General features: G+C 69.8%; 13 protein-coding genes and 1 pseudogene. 7 read left to right on the top strand and 7 right to left on the bottom strand.

The features are described 5' to 3' along the window. From H5J31_RS37575 to H5J31_RS37585, 3 genes and pseudogenes are all read right to left on the bottom strand, one after another. Positions 1 to 407, bottom strand: a pseudogene (locus H5J31_RS37575) (sensor histidine kinase); the annotation flags it as partial. Positions 408 to 410: 3 nt separating this feature from the next. After that, a complete protein-coding gene (locus H5J31_RS37580) occupies positions 411 to 1,079 on the bottom strand; it encodes a response regulator transcription factor (protein ID WP_328701716.1) in 669 nt (222 codons plus the stop codon). 10 nt (positions 1,080 to 1,089) lie between these two features. Then, a complete protein-coding gene (locus tag H5J31_RS37585) occupies positions 1,090 to 2,448 on the bottom strand; it encodes an MFS transporter (protein ID WP_181777422.1) in 1,359 nt (452 codons plus the stop codon). A 191-nt stretch (positions 2,449 to 2,639) separates the two neighbouring features. On the opposite strand from H5J31_RS37585, the gene fabG reads away from it, so the two are divergent. Further along, positions 2,640 to 3,344, top strand: coding sequence for a 3-oxoacyl-ACP reductase FabG (fabG, locus tag H5J31_RS37590; RefSeq protein WP_181777423.1), 705 nt, complete (start codon positions 2,640 to 2,642; stop codon positions 3,342 to 3,344). Between the two features lie 48 nt (positions 3,345 to 3,392). Then, entirely contained in the window at positions 3,393 to 4,160 is a 768-nt protein-coding gene (gene fabI, locus H5J31_RS37595; protein ID WP_181777424.1) for an enoyl-ACP reductase FabI, read from the top strand. Between the two features lie 415 nt (positions 4,161 to 4,575). On the opposite strand, the gene H5J31_RS37600 is transcribed toward fabI, so the two are convergent. From H5J31_RS37600 to H5J31_RS37610, 3 genes are all read right to left on the bottom strand, one after another. Further along, positions 4,576 to 4,980, bottom strand: coding sequence for a nuclear transport factor 2 family protein (locus H5J31_RS37600; RefSeq protein WP_181777425.1), 405 nt, complete (start codon positions 4,978 to 4,980; stop codon positions 4,576 to 4,578). Between the two features lie 8 nt (positions 4,981 to 4,988). Further along, the gene (locus H5J31_RS37605; protein ID WP_181777426.1) at positions 4,989 to 6,170 is read right to left on the bottom strand and encodes a Cmx/CmrA family chloramphenicol efflux MFS transporter; all 1,182 of its coding nucleotides are present in this window, start codon (positions 6,168 to 6,170) and stop codon (positions 4,989 to 4,991) included. 70 nt (positions 6,171 to 6,240) lie between these two features. Continuing rightward, entirely contained in the window at positions 6,241 to 6,825 is a 585-nt protein-coding gene (locus H5J31_RS37610; protein ID WP_181777427.1) for a TetR/AcrR family transcriptional regulator, read from the bottom strand. A gap of 85 nt (positions 6,826 to 6,910) precedes the next feature. Here H5J31_RS37610 and H5J31_RS37615 point away from each other — a divergent pair, with 85 nt between their 5' ends. Then, the gene (locus H5J31_RS37615) at positions 6,911 to 7,957 is read left to right on the top strand and encodes a ferrochelatase (RefSeq protein WP_181777428.1); all 1,047 of its coding nucleotides are present in this window, start codon (positions 6,911 to 6,913) and stop codon (positions 7,955 to 7,957) included. Between the two features lie 75 nt (positions 7,958 to 8,032). Here the strand turns inward: H5J31_RS37615 and H5J31_RS37620 are convergent, their stop codons facing one another. Next, entirely contained in the window at positions 8,033 to 8,830 is a 798-nt protein-coding gene (locus H5J31_RS37620) for a hypothetical protein (RefSeq protein ID WP_181777429.1), read from the bottom strand. Between the two features lie 132 nt (positions 8,831 to 8,962). Between H5J31_RS37620 and H5J31_RS37625 the strand changes: the two genes are divergently transcribed. The 4 genes from H5J31_RS37625 to mshC all read left to right on the top strand — a co-directional run bounded on the left by H5J31_RS37625 (position 8,963) and on the right by mshC (position 14,548). Next, a complete protein-coding gene (locus H5J31_RS37625) occupies positions 8,963 to 10,360 on the top strand; it encodes a sigma 54-interacting transcriptional regulator (RefSeq protein ID WP_181777430.1) in 1,398 nt (465 codons plus the stop codon). Beyond that, positions 10,357 to 12,315: a vWA domain-containing protein gene (locus tag H5J31_RS37630; RefSeq protein ID WP_181777431.1), complete on the top strand. Its 1,959-nt coding sequence runs from the start codon at positions 10,357 to 10,359 to the stop codon at positions 12,313 to 12,315. The genes H5J31_RS37625 and H5J31_RS37630 overlap by 4 nt, the downstream gene beginning before the upstream one ends. 154 nt (positions 12,316 to 12,469) lie before the next feature. Then, positions 12,470 to 13,234 (top strand): MerR family transcriptional regulator, encoded by a 765-nt coding sequence (locus H5J31_RS37635; RefSeq protein WP_181777433.1) that lies wholly within the window; start codon positions 12,470 to 12,472, stop codon positions 13,232 to 13,234. A 75-nt stretch (positions 13,235 to 13,309) separates the two neighbouring features. Further along, positions 13,310 to 14,548 (top strand): cysteine--1-D-myo-inosityl 2-amino-2-deoxy-alpha-D-glucopyranoside ligase, encoded by a 1,239-nt coding sequence (gene mshC / locus H5J31_RS37640; protein ID WP_181777432.1) that lies wholly within the window; start codon positions 13,310 to 13,312, stop codon positions 14,546 to 14,548. The last annotated feature ends 14 nt before the right edge of the window (positions 14,549 to 14,562 follow it).

Raw genomic sequence — 14,562 nt, forward strand, 5'->3', positions numbered from 1 at the left:
GTGCCGACCGGACGGGCGAAGTAGACCGGATCCGCCGACCACGGGGTCAGCTGCTCGGGTCCCTTGGCGGGCTGATTCCGCAGCGCCGATTCGACGAGCGAGCGCGCGACGGGTTCGGCGGCGGTCAGGCCGCCGGTTTCGACCAGCGGCACTCCGCGCGCGTCGACCACGACGACGGCCTCGCCGTACAACGACGAATACCGTGCGGCGTCGACGGCCAGCGCGGTCGGGTCGTCGGCGTCCACGGCCTGCTGGGCGAGGACGACGAACCGGTCGACGTCGGCGTTGCGGGCGATGACGAGCTGCTGGGTCCGCTGCGCGGCGGTGGACCCGAAGAGCGGGATCGCGAACGCGGCGACCACGGTCAGCGCGAGCGCGACCAGGACGACCAGCAGGCGGGTGCGCACCGGTCAGTCCCGGCCGAGGCGGTAGCCGAAACCCCGGATCGTGGTCAGCAGCCCCGGCCGGTCGAGTTTCGCGCGCAGCTGGGTGAGGTGCACGTCCAGCGAACGGGAGACGGCGAGGTAGGCGTCGCCCCAGACCTCGTCCATCAGCTGCTGCCTGCTCACCGCGGTGCCGGGGCGCGTGGCGAGCACCGCCAGGACGGCGAATTCCTTGGTGGTGAGCCCGATGTCGTGCCCGGCGACCAGGACGCGCCGCGCACCGAGGTCGATCTCGACGTCCTCGACCTGGACCACGTCGTCCTGCGGTGCGGCCGAGGCGGCGGCACGGCGCACGACCGCGTCCATCCGCGCCAGCAGTTCGGCCAGGCGGACCGGTTTGGTCAGGTAGTCGTCGGCGCCGAGCCGCAGCCCGCGCACCACGGACCGCTCGTCCCCGCGCGCGGTGAGGACCAGCACCGGGACCGGCGACACCTGCCGCACCTTCCTGAGGACGTCGAGCCCGTCCATGTCGGGCAGACCGAGATCCAGCAGGATGACGTCGGCCTCGCGATGCCGGTGCAGCGCGTCGCTGCCCCGGATCACGTGGGAGACGGTGTGGCCGCGCGCCTGCAGCGTTTCGGCGAGCGCGTCGGCGACGCCGGCGTCGTCCTCGACGAGCAGCACCCGCACGGCCACACCTTCCCGCCTAGCCTTCGCGGCCGGACACCAGCTCGGGCTCGGGCTGGTTCTTCTTGTCCAGCTCCGAGGTCTTCGAGGTCTCCCGCATTGTGCCGTAGACGATGAGCGACACCAGGACACAGCCCGCGACGTAGTAGAAGAACACCGATTCGTGTCCGGCCCCCTTCAGCGCCTGCGCGATGAGTTCGGCGGTGCCGCCGAAGATCGCCACGGTGAGCGCATAGGGGAGACCGACGCCGATGGCGCGGATCTTCGTGGGGAACAGCTCGGCCTTCACGATCGCGTTGATCGAGGTGTACCCGGTGACGATCACCAGACCGGCCAGCATCAGCAGGAAGGCGAGCACCGGCTCGTTCGTCCCGCCCATCAGCGTCATGATCGGGACGGTCAGCAGCGTGCCGGCGATACCGAAGAACATCAGCAGCGGCCGGCGGCCGATCCGGTCCGACAGTTTCCCGGCCAGCGGCTGCAGGATCGCGGCGACGAGGATCGCGGAGAACAGGATCAGCGTGACCGTGCGGCGCGGGATGCCGGCGGTGTTCTCCATGAACTTCTGGCTGTAGGTGGCGAAGGTGTAGAACGACACCGTGCCGCCGAGGGTGAGGCCGACGACCAGCGCGATCTCCTTGGGGTACTTGATCAGCGCGCGCAGGGTGCCCTTGTCGCCCGCGTCCTTGCCGGTACCGGAGGTCTTGGACTCCTCGAAGCTGGCCGACTCGTCCATCCCGCGGCGCAGGAACATCACCACGACGGCGGCGAGCGCGCCGACGACGAACGCGATCCGCCAGCCCCACGACGTCAGCTGGGCCTCGGTGAGGATCGACTGCAGCAGCAACTGGAGGCCGAGCGCCAGCAACTGACCGCCGTACAGGGTCACGTACTGGAAGCTGGAGTAGAAGCCGCGTTTGCCGGGAGTGGCCACTTCGGACAGATAGGTCGCGGAGGTCGAATACTCGCCACCGACCGAGAGTCCCTGGATGAGCCGGGCCACCAGCAGGAGGATCGGCGCGGCGATCCCGATCGTGGCGTAGGTCGGGGTGAGCGCGATCATCAGCGAGCCCGCGGCCATCAACGTGACGGAAAGCACGAGTGCGCTTCGTCGCCCGAACCGGTCGGCGAAACGGCCCAGCATCCAGCCGCCGAGCGGCCGCATGAGGAATCCGACGGCGAAGACCGCCGCGGTGCCGAGGAAGGCCGCAGTCGTGTCCTTGGTGGGGAAGAAGGACTTGGCGAAGTACGTCGTGAAAGCGGCGTAGGCGTACCAGTCGTACCACTCGACCAGGTTGCCGACGGAGCCGCGCAGCACGTTGCCGACGACTCGCTTCTCGCTGACGGGCGGCGAGGCTTCGCCGATCCGGGTTGTCATCTTTGACCTCCTGTGTTCCGGCTCACGGTGAACAATCCGTGATGGCCGGGCAAGGTTTCGGCGCGGTTCCTAACATCCGCTTAGGACGGTCGCGGTTACCCGGAGGTAGGGGTGGCGCGGCTCTGGCGGGTCCCGGGTGAGCCGATAACCTCAGTGCGTCAGCGGGACGAAGACGAGGCGAGGAGAGCTCTGTGGCACGGTCGGTACTGGTCACCGGCGGCAACCGCGGCATCGGTTTGGCGATCGCGAAGGACCTCGCGGCGCAGGGACACAAGGTCGCGATCACGCACCGCGGTTCCGGCGCGCCCGAAGGCCTCTTCGGGGTGCAGGCCGACGTCACCGACGCCGAGCAGATCGACGCCGCCTTCAAGCTCGTCGAGGAACACCAGGGCCCTGTCGAGGTCCTCGTCGCGAACGCCGGCATGACCGACGACACCCTCCTCATGCGCATGAGCGAGGAGCAGTTCACCCGCGTGATCGACGCCAACCTCACCGGTGCCTACCGGGTCGCCAAGCGCGCCTCGCGCGGCATGCTGCGCGGCAAGTGGGGCCGCTACATCTTCATCTCTTCCGTCGTCGGCCTCACCGGCTCGGCGGGCCAGGTCAACTACGCGGCGAGCAAGGCCGGTCTCGTCGGTCTCGCCCGTTCGCTGGCGCGTGAGCTGGGCTCCCGCAACATCACCTCGAACGTCATCGCCCCGGGCTTCGTCGCCACGGACATGACCGACGAACTCGGCGAGGACCGCAAGAAGGAGATCCTCGCCCAGGTTCCCTCCGGCCGGTACGCCGAGCCGTCGGAGATCGCCGCCGCCGTCCGCTTCCTCGCCTCCGAAGACGCCGGATACGTCAACGGCGCGGTGCTGCCGGTCGACGGTGGCCTCGGCATGGGCCACTGACGTCCCCCTGTTTCCCGTACTGATCACCCACTCCGGACTGGAGGTCCCGTGCCAGGACTGCTCGAAGGCAAGCGCCTGCTGATCACCGGCGTCATCACCGACGCCTCGCTCGCGTTCCACGCGGCCAAGATCGCGCAGCAGGAGGGCGCGAAGGTCGTGCTCACCGGCTTCGGCAGGCTGTCGCTCGTCGAGCGCATCGCCAAGCGTCTCCCCGAGGAGGCGCCGGTGCTGGAGCTGGACGTCACCAACCAGGAGCACCTGGACTCGCTCGCCGACCGCGTCCGTGAGCACGTCGACGGGCTCGACGGCGTGCTGCACTCCATCGGGTTCGCCCCGCAGTCCTGCCTCGGCGCGCCGTTCCTGGACGCCCCGAGCGAGGACGTGAAGGTGGCCGTCGACGTCTCGGCGTACTCCTTCAAGTCCCTCGCCGTCGCGACGCTGCCGCTGCTCTCGCGCGGCTCGTCCATCGTCGGCATGGACTTCGACGCGCGCGTCGCTTGGCCCGCCTACAACTGGATGGGCGTGGCGAAGGCGGCGCTGGAGTCGGTCAACCGGTACCTGGCGCGCGACCTGGGCCCGCAGGGCATCCGGGTCAACCTGGTCAGCGCCGGCCCGATGAAGACCATGGCCGCGAAGTCGATCCCCGGGTTCGCGGACCTGGAGAACGGCTGGGGCGACCGTGCCCCGCTCGGCTGGGACAGCTCCGACCCGGACCCGACGGCGAAGTCCGTCTGCGCCGTGCTTTCGGACTGGCTGCCCGCCACCACCGGCTCGATGATCATGGTCGACGGCGGTCTGCACGCCACCGGCTTCTGAGTCCTCTGGAAGTACGTGAGCCCCCATCCTTGCGGGTCCCGGCAAAGTCGCATATTCGCTGGTCACGTGGGTGATGGCAGGGGTTCGGCATAGCGCCTGACGCCTTTCGGCTGTCCATGTAGGGACACCTTTGGGTAATCGTGTTCAGTCGTCCGCTCGCATGCCGGCCTCGGGTGTTGCGAAAGCCACTTCCGCAACGCTGAAGGTTGCGAAAGTGGCTTTCGCAACGCTTCGGGGGCCCCGCTGCCCACGAGGACCGCAAGACCCGAGGCGAAGGGGACTTTCCGCTCGTGCGATGAGGGGAAAGTCCCCTTCATCACGCTGATCACCACCGAACACCGGTCCGTGAAGGACTCCTTGAGGGACCCAGAGTCCCTCAAGGAGTCCTTCACGGACTTGGGGGCCGTCACGTACTTCAGGGGAGTAGTGCCTGGGCGACGTGCCAGGAGTCCTCGAGCAGCAGGTACTTGGTGATCAGGCCGTCGTCGTCCACCTCGAACTGGATGGTGAAGGCGGAGTCGATCACCTTGCCGGTGCTGCGGATCGTCGAACGCAGGCGGCCGATCGCGACCGCGTGCGGCCCGTCGACGAGTACGCGTTCGACGTCGAACCTGTCCTTGACGAGGCCCTTGTCGAGCAGAGCGTAGAACTCGCGGACCTCTGCCGGGGTCCGGCGCGGGCCGATCCATGGGACGAGGTCGGTCGCGCCGGGGATGTCCCAAGCGACGCTTTCGGCGAAGAGTTCCGAGGCACCGTCTGTGTCCCCTGTGGACATTCGGCGGAAGAATTCGTCGAGGGTCGATTTCGTGCGGTCGGACATGTTTCTCCTTACTGGGTAACGGGTTCGCGGAGCAAGCGGGTGTCGTCGGTGCGCTGGACACCGGCGGCGAAGGTGAGGGCGAGGACGGTGGCGACGCCGAGCCCGACGCTCACCCAGGCGACGCTCGGGTAGCCGAGACCGGCGCCGATCGACTCGCCGCCGAGCCACGGGCCGACGGTGTTGCCGACGTTGAAAGCGGCCGTGGTGCTCGCGCCGACGAGCGTGGGCGCGTTGCCCGCCACGGCGAACGCGCGGACGTTCAAGGCGGGATTGACGCCGAATCCGGCGACGCCGAACAGGAAGACGGCGATGATCGCGAGCGGTGTCCCCGCGCCGGAGATCGCGAGCAGCACCAGGGCGAACAAGGCGACGGCGAGGCCGCCGTAGAGCGTCATGAAAGGCTTCGCGTCGGCGAGCCGGCCGCCGACGGTGATGCCGATCAGCGCGCCGAGCCCGAACAGGGAGAGCACGCCCGGCACCCAGCTTTCCGGCAGTCCGCTGACCTCGGTCAGCAGTGGCGCGAGGTAGCTGAAGGTCGCGAAGATCATCGCCTGGGCGAGGGCGATCACGCCCAGCGCCAACCAGAACCGGCCGCCGCGATAGAGCCGCAGTTCCCTCGCGACGTCGGTCTTGGTGTCGCCGTCCTGGGTCTCCGGCACGAGGGCGAAAACGGCGATCAGCGCGATGACCGTCAGGGCGGTGACCGCCCAGAAGGCGGCCCGCCAGCCCGCGTGCTGGCCGAGGAAGGTGCCGGCGGGGACGCCGGCGATGTTCGCGATGGTGAGCCCGCCGACCAGGATCGCCAGCGCACGGCCACGGCGTTCCACCGGCACCAGCGCGACCGCGGTGGCCGCCGCGACGGCCCAGAACCCGGCGCAGGCGACGGCGCTGACCACACGGGTCGCGAAGAGCAGCGCGTACCCCGAACCCAGTGCGCCGACGACGTGCGAGAGCCCGAAGACGACGAGCAACGCCATCAGGGTGGCGCGCCTCGGCACCCTCAGGGTCGCGATCGCGAGCAGGGGAGCGCCGACGACCATGCCGATCGCGAAGGCGGAGATCAGCAGCCCGGCTTCCGGGATGCCGACGTTCAGGTCGGCGGCCATCCCCGGTAGCAGGCCGGTGATCATGAACTCGGACGTGCCGAGCGCGAAGACGCTCAATCCGAGTACGCAGACTGCCAAAGGCACGGGATTTCCCTCCAGTTTTGTATTGATCAGTCCAAAATTTGGCAGCGTTGCGCCCGGATCCTGTTTCGGCTTACTTCGCGGCGATCGCGGTCAGCGCGATGTCCGCGACGGCCTCCATGGCCGCCCGGTCGGCGCAGCGTCGGGACATCAGCCGGAGTCCGGCGACGGTGCTGTGCGCGAACTCGGCGAGATCCGCCGGTTCTCGGGAGTCGTCGACCGTCCCGTCGAGCTGTCCTTCCCTGGCGCAGACGGTGAGCAGGGCCAGGTGCCGTTCGGTGTCGGCGTCGATCCGCGCCTTGATCTCGGCGTCGCGTTCGCCGAACTCGGCCACGGTGTTGACCACCAGGCAGCCGCGGCCGTGGTGCTCGACTTCCTCGCCGATGGTGTAGGCGAACAGTGCCCGGAACCGTTCGATGCCGGTCCCCGGCTCCTCCAGCAGTGCCGTCCTGGCCACGATCCCGCGATCGGCGTAGTGGTCGAGCGCGCGCATGAACAGTTCGTGCTTGCTGGAGAAGGTGTTGTAGATGCTGCTGCGGCCCAGGCCGGTCGCTTCGCAAAGAGCCTGGGTCGACGTCCCCTCGTAGCCACGTACCCAGAACGCGTCCATGGCGCGCCCGATCGCCGCGCGCTCGTCGAATTCCTTCGGCCTGGCCATGGAGGTGACCGTACCAGGTTTTGGATCGAGCGGTTCAAAACGGGCCGGGTCAGCGTGCGGGGCGCCACAAAGGCAAGATGTGAGGGTGGGTTATGACGCGCTGCTTTGGCTTTCGTTCGGTGGTCCCGAGGGACCCGACGAGGTGATGCCGTTCCTGGAGAACGTCACGCGGGGACGGGGAGTCCCCCGGGAGCGGCTGCTCGAGGTCGCCGAGCACTACCAGCACTTCGGCGGGGTCTCGCCGATCAACCGCCTGAACCGCGACGCCATCTCCGCGGTGGAGAAGCAGCTCGCGACGGCCGGGATCGACCTGCCCGTCCACTTCGGCAATCGCAACTGGCGGCCGATGGTCGAAGACACCCTCGCCGAGATGACCAAGGCGGGCGCTCAGCGCGTCCTGGTCTTCCCCACGAGCGCCTACGGTGGCTACTCCGCCTGCCGTCAGTACGACGAGGACATCGAGCGCGCCCGCGCGGCCGTCGGTGACGGCGCGCCGGAACTGGTGAAGCTGCGGCAGTTCTTCGACCACCCGCTGTTCGTCGGCGCCTTCGCCGACGCCGTCCGCGCCGCGCACGCGGAACTGGGGAACCTGCCCGGAACCCGGACGGTCTTCTGCGCCCACTCGGTGCCGGATTCCGCCGACGCCGCGTCCGGCCCGCCCTCGGAAGGCGGTCACCGCTTCTCGCGCCAGATCGCCGAGGCCGCACGTCTCGTCGCCGCCGAAGCGGGCATCGAGACCTACGACGTCGTCTGGCAGTCGCGGTCCGGCCCGCCGCAGGTTCCGTGGCTGGAGCCGGACATCGTCGACCACATCGACGCGCTGCACGCGGAAGGCGTCACGTCGGTGGTCGTCTGCCCGGTGGGTTTCGTGTCCGATCACCTCGAAGTGATCTGGGATCTCGACAACGAGGCCGCCGAGAGGGCCGCGGAGCACGGCATGGGCTTCGCCCGGGCGGCCACCCCGGGCACGGATCCGCGCTTCGCTGAGCTCGTCGTCGAATTGGTGCGGGAGCACACCGACGGGGTGGCCGCGCGGAAGCTGTCGCCGTTCCCCTCGGCCGGGTGCACGATCAACGGGGCGCCTTGCGCCATCGGGTGCTGTGAGCCGGCGAAGCGCCCTTCTCGTCCCTAGGTTTCCGATCGGTCTCGTGAGTGGCTAGGACGGTTAGAACCGTCCTAACCACTCACGACCTAACGAGGTTGCCCACTAAGGGCGCCGGTCCGCCTGATCCGCGAACACCCGCACCGCCTCGTTGATCGCCGCGTATCGGGCGCTCCGCACCGCTTCGGTCAGCGGACGCAGCGCCTCCGCGCGTCGATTGACCGCGGACGCCGACAGCGCGCCGCCGGGATCGTCGGCTTCGGCGATCGCCAGGATCGCCGCGATCTCCTCGGACCGCTGAAGCACCCGCAGCGAACGGCCCGGCATTCCCGCCGGCCACGGCGCGTCGGTGGCCGAGCGCAGGCGTGCCGAGAGCTCGGCCCGGACCCCCGGCCGGTCGCTGGCGACGTCGAGTGACTGCAAGGCGCCGGCGCTCGCGCGGATCGCGTCGGTCAGGCCGTGCTCGGCCTCGCCCAGCGGGCGGTATTCGAGGACGCCCGGTGTGGGCACCGAGTAGACGGTCCACCGCATCAGACCTTCGGCGATCGCCTCGGGGACGAGGCCGTAGCCGAAGTCCGGCAACAAGACCGCCTCGCCGGTCCGCAGCGCGGCCTGGGTGAACGGGCCGCCACCACCGAGACCGCGGACGTCGCCGGGCACCGGCAGGAGCAGCTGCATGCTCTTCGCACCCTGCGAACGGAGCGCGAGCAGTAATTGGACCGGGGTCGCCGCGCGGTTGAACGCGAGTGGCAGGTCGAACGCCTCCGAGGCCGCGGCGTCCGCGGCGACGACGTCGTGGGCCTCGCCCCAGACGAGGAGGGCGTCAAGGACGTCGTCGGAGGCGGCGGCTCCGTTCAGCCACGCCGAAGACCAGACCGCGAGGGTCGCACTAGGACGGCACACTGGACCGATTTTAATCGTGCTTCCACGGAAACCGGGAAATGGGCGGGTCAACCCCGGGGTTCCGGTGGTCGGCGCCCGAGCTGGAGTTGGTACACGTCGACGGAACGACGATCGCGAAGTAGCGTCGAACGGGTGAACGATGTTCCCGCTAACCTGCCCCGGACCGCCGGGGACCTCCGCGCGGCCGGTCACCTGCCGCGTTCGATCAAACAAGAACTGCACGACAACCTTCTCGTCAAGCTCCGTGCCGGCGAAGACGCCTGGCCCGGCATCGTCGGCTTTTCACGCACCGTGCTGCCGCAGCTGGAACGCGCGCTGCTGGCCGGGCACGACGTCGTCCTGCTCGGCGAACGAGGTCAGGGCAAGACCCGGCTGCTGCGCACCCTCGCGGGGCTCCTCGACGAATGGACGCCCGTCATCGAGGGCGCCGAACTCGCCGAGCACCCGCTCGACCCGATCACCCCGGAGTCGCGCCGCCGCGCCGCGGAACTCGGCGACGCCCTGCCGGTGGCCTGGCGCCACCGCGACGAGCGGTACACGGAAAAACTGGCCACACCGGACACTTCGGTCGGCGACCTGATCGGCGACGTCGACCCGGTGAAGGTCGCCGAAGGCCGCAGCCTCGGCGATCCCGAGACCATCCACTTCGGATTGGTCCCGCGAGCGCACCGCGGCATCGTGGCGATCAACGAACTGCCCGACCTCGCCGAGCGCATCCAGGTCGCGCTGCTGAACGTGATGGAGGAGCGCGACATCCAGGTGCGCGGGTACACGCTGCGCCTGCCGCTGGACGTGCTGCTGGTGTCGACCGCCAACCCGGAGGACTACACCAACCGCGGCCGCATCATCACCCCGCTCAAGGACCGGTTCGGCGCCGAGATCCGGACGCACTACCCGCTCGACGTCGAGTCCGAGATCGCGGTCGTGCGGCAGGAGGCGCATCTGGTGGCCGAGGTCGGCGAGCCGCTGCTGGAGGTGCTGGCCCGGTTCGTCCGGAACCTGCGTGAATCGCCGGTGATCGACCAGCGTTCCGGTGTCTCGGCCCGGTTCGCCGTCGCGGCGGCGGAAACCGTGGGCGCGGCGGCGTTGCGCCGGTCCGCGCTCACCGGTGAGGAGCCCGCCGTGGCGCGCCCTGTCGATCTCGACGCGGTGCCCGGCGTGCTGCGCGGCAAGCTCGAATTCGAGCCGGGCGAGGAGGGACGCGAGACCGAACACCTCGTGCATCTGCTGCGCCGGGCGGTCGCGGAAACGGCCCGCTCCCGGTTCGCCGGACTCGACCTCCTGCCGCTGGCCGACGCCGTCGAAAACGGGCACCTCGTCGCGACCGGCGAACGCGTCCCCGGCAAGGACGTCCTCGCCGCGTTGCCGGAGCTGCCCGTGCTCCACGACGTCGCCGCGCGGGCGGGCGTGGGCCCGGACGAACCGGCGGGGCGGATCGCGGCCGCCGTCGAACTGGCCCTGGAATCCCTGTTCCTGTCGCGGAAACTGGCCAAGGACTCCGACGACACGACGACCGTCTACGGCCGATGAGCGCCGTCCCGGAGGGGTACTCGTACGGGCCGTGGCATGACGGCCCGGATCCGCTGGCTCCGCCCGCGGACCTGCGGGACGCGCTCGACGAGATCGGCCGCGACGTCATGGCGGGCGCCTCGCCCAGGTCCGCCCTGGAGGAACTGCTCCGGCGCGGGACCCCGCGTACGGCGGGCCTGGACGAGCTGACCAGGCGGCTCTGGCAGCGCCGGTCGGAGATCCAGCGTCGTCACCGGCTGGACGGCACCCTCCAAGAGGTCCAGCGGTTGCTCGACCAGGCGCTGGAGGCCGAACGGCGCGAGCTGTTCCCCGATCCGGACGACGACGCCCGCTTCCGTGAAGCGCAGCTCGACGCGCTTCCCCCGGGAACGGCCGCGGCCGTACGAGAACTCGGTCAGTACGACTGGCGTTCGCGGCAGGGCAGGGAGAACTACGAGAAGATCCGTGATCTGCTCGGACGCGAACTGCTGGATTCCCGGTTCGAAGGGATGAAGGAAGCGCTGCGGAACGCGGGACCCGAGGACGTCGAGCGGGCCAACAAGATGCTCGCCGACCTCAACGACCTGCTGGCCGCACACGCGCAGAGCCGGGAGGACGTACCCGAGCGGTTCGCGGAGTTCATGCGCGAACACGGCGAGTTCTTCCCGGAGAACCCGAAGAACGTCGAGGAACTGATCGACGTCCTCGCCGCCCGTGCCGCCGCCGCGCAACGGATGCTCAACTCGATGACCCCCGAGCAGCGCGCCGAACTGGCCGAACTGTCCCAGCAGGCGTTCGGCGATCCCCGGCTGGCGCAACAGTTGTCCACTTTGGATTCTCAGCTGAAGGCGCTGCGGCCCGGCGAGGACTGGACGTCTTCGGAACGCTTCCGGGGTGACGATCCGCTCGGCCTCGGCGAGGGTGCGCGGGCGATGTCCGATCTCGCCGAACTGGACGCGCTGGCCGAACAGCTCGGCCAGTCCTATCCGGGTGCGCGGCTGGAGGACATCGACGTCGAAGCCCTCGAACGGCAGATCGGTCCGGACGCGGGCGTCGACGCCCGGCGGCTGTCCGAACTGGAACGGGAGCTCCGGCGGCAGGGTCTGTTCGAACGCGCGCCCGACGGCACGCTCCGCCTGTCTCCCAAGGCTTTGCGACGGCTGGGGGAGACGGCGCTCGCCGACGTGGTGAACGCGTTGCGAGGCAAGGCCGGCCAGCGGGAGACGGAATCCGCCGGCGCGGCGGGCGAGCCGACCGGCGCGACCAGGCCGTGGCGGTTCGGGGACATGCAGCCGTGGGACGTCTCCAGGACGGTCCGCAACTCCGTGCTCCGCTCGGTTTCGGTCGGTGAGCGGGCGGTCCGGATGGACGTCTCCGACGTCGAGGTGATCGAGACCGAGCACCGTTCGCGCGCGGCGGTGGCGTTGCTCGTGGACACCTCGTGGTCGATGGTCCAGGAGGGCCGCTGGCTGCCGATGAAGCGGACGGCGCTTGCGCTGCACCACCTGATCAGCACCCGGTTCCGCAACGACGCGCTCCAGCTGATCACCTTCGGTCGCTACGCCACGTCGGTCGAGCTGGCCGAGTTGGTCGGCCTGGAAGGCGCGTGGGAGCAGGGCACCAACGCCCACCACGCCCTGCTGCTGGCCGGACGGCATCTGCGGCGGCATCCCGACGCGCAGCCGGTGGTCCTGATGGTCACCGACGGTGAGCCGACGGCGCATCTGGAACCGGACGGTAGGGCTGAATTCGACTACCCGCCCCAGCCGAGGACGCTGCTCAAGACGCTGTCCGAAGTGGACCGGATGGCGAAGCTGGGTGCTTCCGTGACGGTGTTCCGGCTCGGGGACGACCCGCGCCTGACGGCGTTCGTCGACCTGATCGCGCGCCGCTCCGGCGGCCGGGTGGTCGCGCCCGACCTCGACGGGCTCGGCGCCGCCGTGGTCGGCGACTACCTGCGGACCAGGAAGCGGTAGGTCAGCGGCGGGTCACCGTGCCGCCTCCGCTCTCGCGGGTGTTGCGAAAGCCACTTTCGCAACGTCGAAGGTTGCGAAAGTGGCTTTCGCAACGTGCCATCCCGGCACCGGCCACCCGCCGGGTTACGAAGGGCACGTCGCCTACGCTGGGCCGATGGGGTATCCGGTGGGGAAGGTCGCGGCGTTGTCGGGCGTCACCGTGCGCACGCTGCACCACTACGACGAGATCGGCCTGCTGTCGCCGAGCCGGCGGACCGGCGCGGGCTACCGCAGCTACAGCGAAGACGACCTCGATCGCCTGCAGCGCATCCTGTTCTACCGTGAACTCGGGCTCGGCCTCGACGCGATCGCGAAGATCGTCGACGACCCGCAACTGGACGCGCTCGAACACCTCCGACGGCAGCGGGCGCTGCTGACCGAGCGGATCGGCGAGCTGACGAGGATGGCCGAATCCGTCGACCGGGTGATCCAGGCGAAGGAGGTCGGCGCCGCGCTGACCCCGGAGGAGAGGTTCGAGGTCTTCGGCGAGTTCAGTGAGCCCGAGGGCTACGCCGAGGAGGTCGTCCGGCGGTGGGGCGACACCCCGCAGTGGCGGGCCGCGGCCGTGCCTCTGTCCAAGGAGGAATGGATCGAGGCGGAGAAGGTTCGCCAGGACTGGGTGCGGCGGCTGCTCGACGTCGTCGACTCCGGCGCATCCGCCGACAGCGTCCCGGCGATGGACCTCGCCGAGGAGCACCGCCTGATGATGGCCGCGTTCATGGGCGACTGCGCGCATCCGGTGCACCGCGGGATCGCCGACCTGTATGCCGCCGAACCGGTCCAGCTGGGCTTTCTGGTGCGGGAGCCGGACCAGCGTCCGGGCCTCGGCGAATACATCCGGGACGCCGTCCACGCCAACGCCGACCGGGCCGCGAAATAGCGAGTTCGGTTACTCCGGCCGTGTTCTCTTCCCACCGGACGGGAACGGCGCGGCTGCTCCGCTTACAGTCGGGGTATGCAGACTTGGTCATCGGTCGACGTGCCCCGTATCCCCGGCACCCCCCGTCCGCTGCGGCTTCACGACACGGCGACGGGGCAGATCCGCCCCACGGCGCCCGGGTCCACCGCCCGGATGTACGTCTGCGGCATCACGCCGTATGACGCCACCCACCTGGGTCACGCCGCCACGTACCTGACGTTCGACCTGGTGAACCGCCTGTGGCGCGACGCCGGGCACGACGTCCACTACGTGCAGAACGTGACGGACATCGACGAGCCCCTGCTGGAGCGCGCCGAGCGGGACAAGGACGACTGGGTCGTGCTGGGCATGCGCGAGACCGCGCTGTTCCGTGAGGACATGACCGCGCTGCGGGTGCTGCCGCCGCGGCAGTTCGTCGGCGCGGTGGAGAGCATTCCCGAGATCGTCGAGGTCATCGCCAAACTGCTGGCGAACGGCAGCGCGTACCGCGCCGACGACGCCGAGTACCCGGACATCTACTTCGACCACAACGCGACCGGTCACTTCGGATCCGAGTCGAACTACGACGCCGAGACCATGGCGAAGTACTTCGCCGAACGCGGCGGCGACCCGGACCGGCCCGGTAAGCAGCACCCGCTCGACGCGCTGCTGTGGCGGATGGCGCGGCCGGGTGAGCCGTCGTGGGAGTCCGAACTGGGGGAGGGCCGCCCCGGCTGGCACATCGAGTGCAGCGCGATCGCGGTCAACCGCCTCGGCCTCGGCTTCGACGTCCAGGGCGGCGGTTCCGACCTGATCTTCCCGCACCACGAGTACAGCGCCGCGCACGCGGAGGCCGTCGCGGGGGACCGGCCGTTCGCGCGCCATTACGTGCACGCCGGGATGATCGGCCTCGACGGCGAGAAGATGTCGAAGTCGCGCGGGAACCTCGTGTTCGTCTCGCGGCTGCGCGCCGACAAGGTCGATCCGGGCGCGATCCGGCTCGCGTTGTTCGCCGGCCACTACCGCTCGGACCGGCCGTGGACCGCGCAACTGCACGCGGACGCGGAAGACCGGCTCGCCCGGTGGCGTGACGCCGTCTCGCTCGGCACCGGCCCGGCCGCCGAGGACACCGTCGCCCGGCTCCGCGACCACCTGACCGACGACCTCGACACCCCCAAGGCGCTCGCCGCCGTGGACGCCTGGGTCGAGCAGGCCTTGAACCGTTCGGGCACCGACCTGGCGGCTCCGGGGCTGATCCGGAACGCCGTCGACGCGCTGCTCGGCATCGAGCTCTGAAGAACGTCGGAAAA

The organism is Amycolatopsis pittospori (genome assembly GCF_013870525.1).
In the GTDB taxonomy this organism is placed as follows: Bacteria; Actinomycetota; Actinomycetes; order Mycobacteriales; family Pseudonocardiaceae; genus Amycolatopsis; species Amycolatopsis pittospori.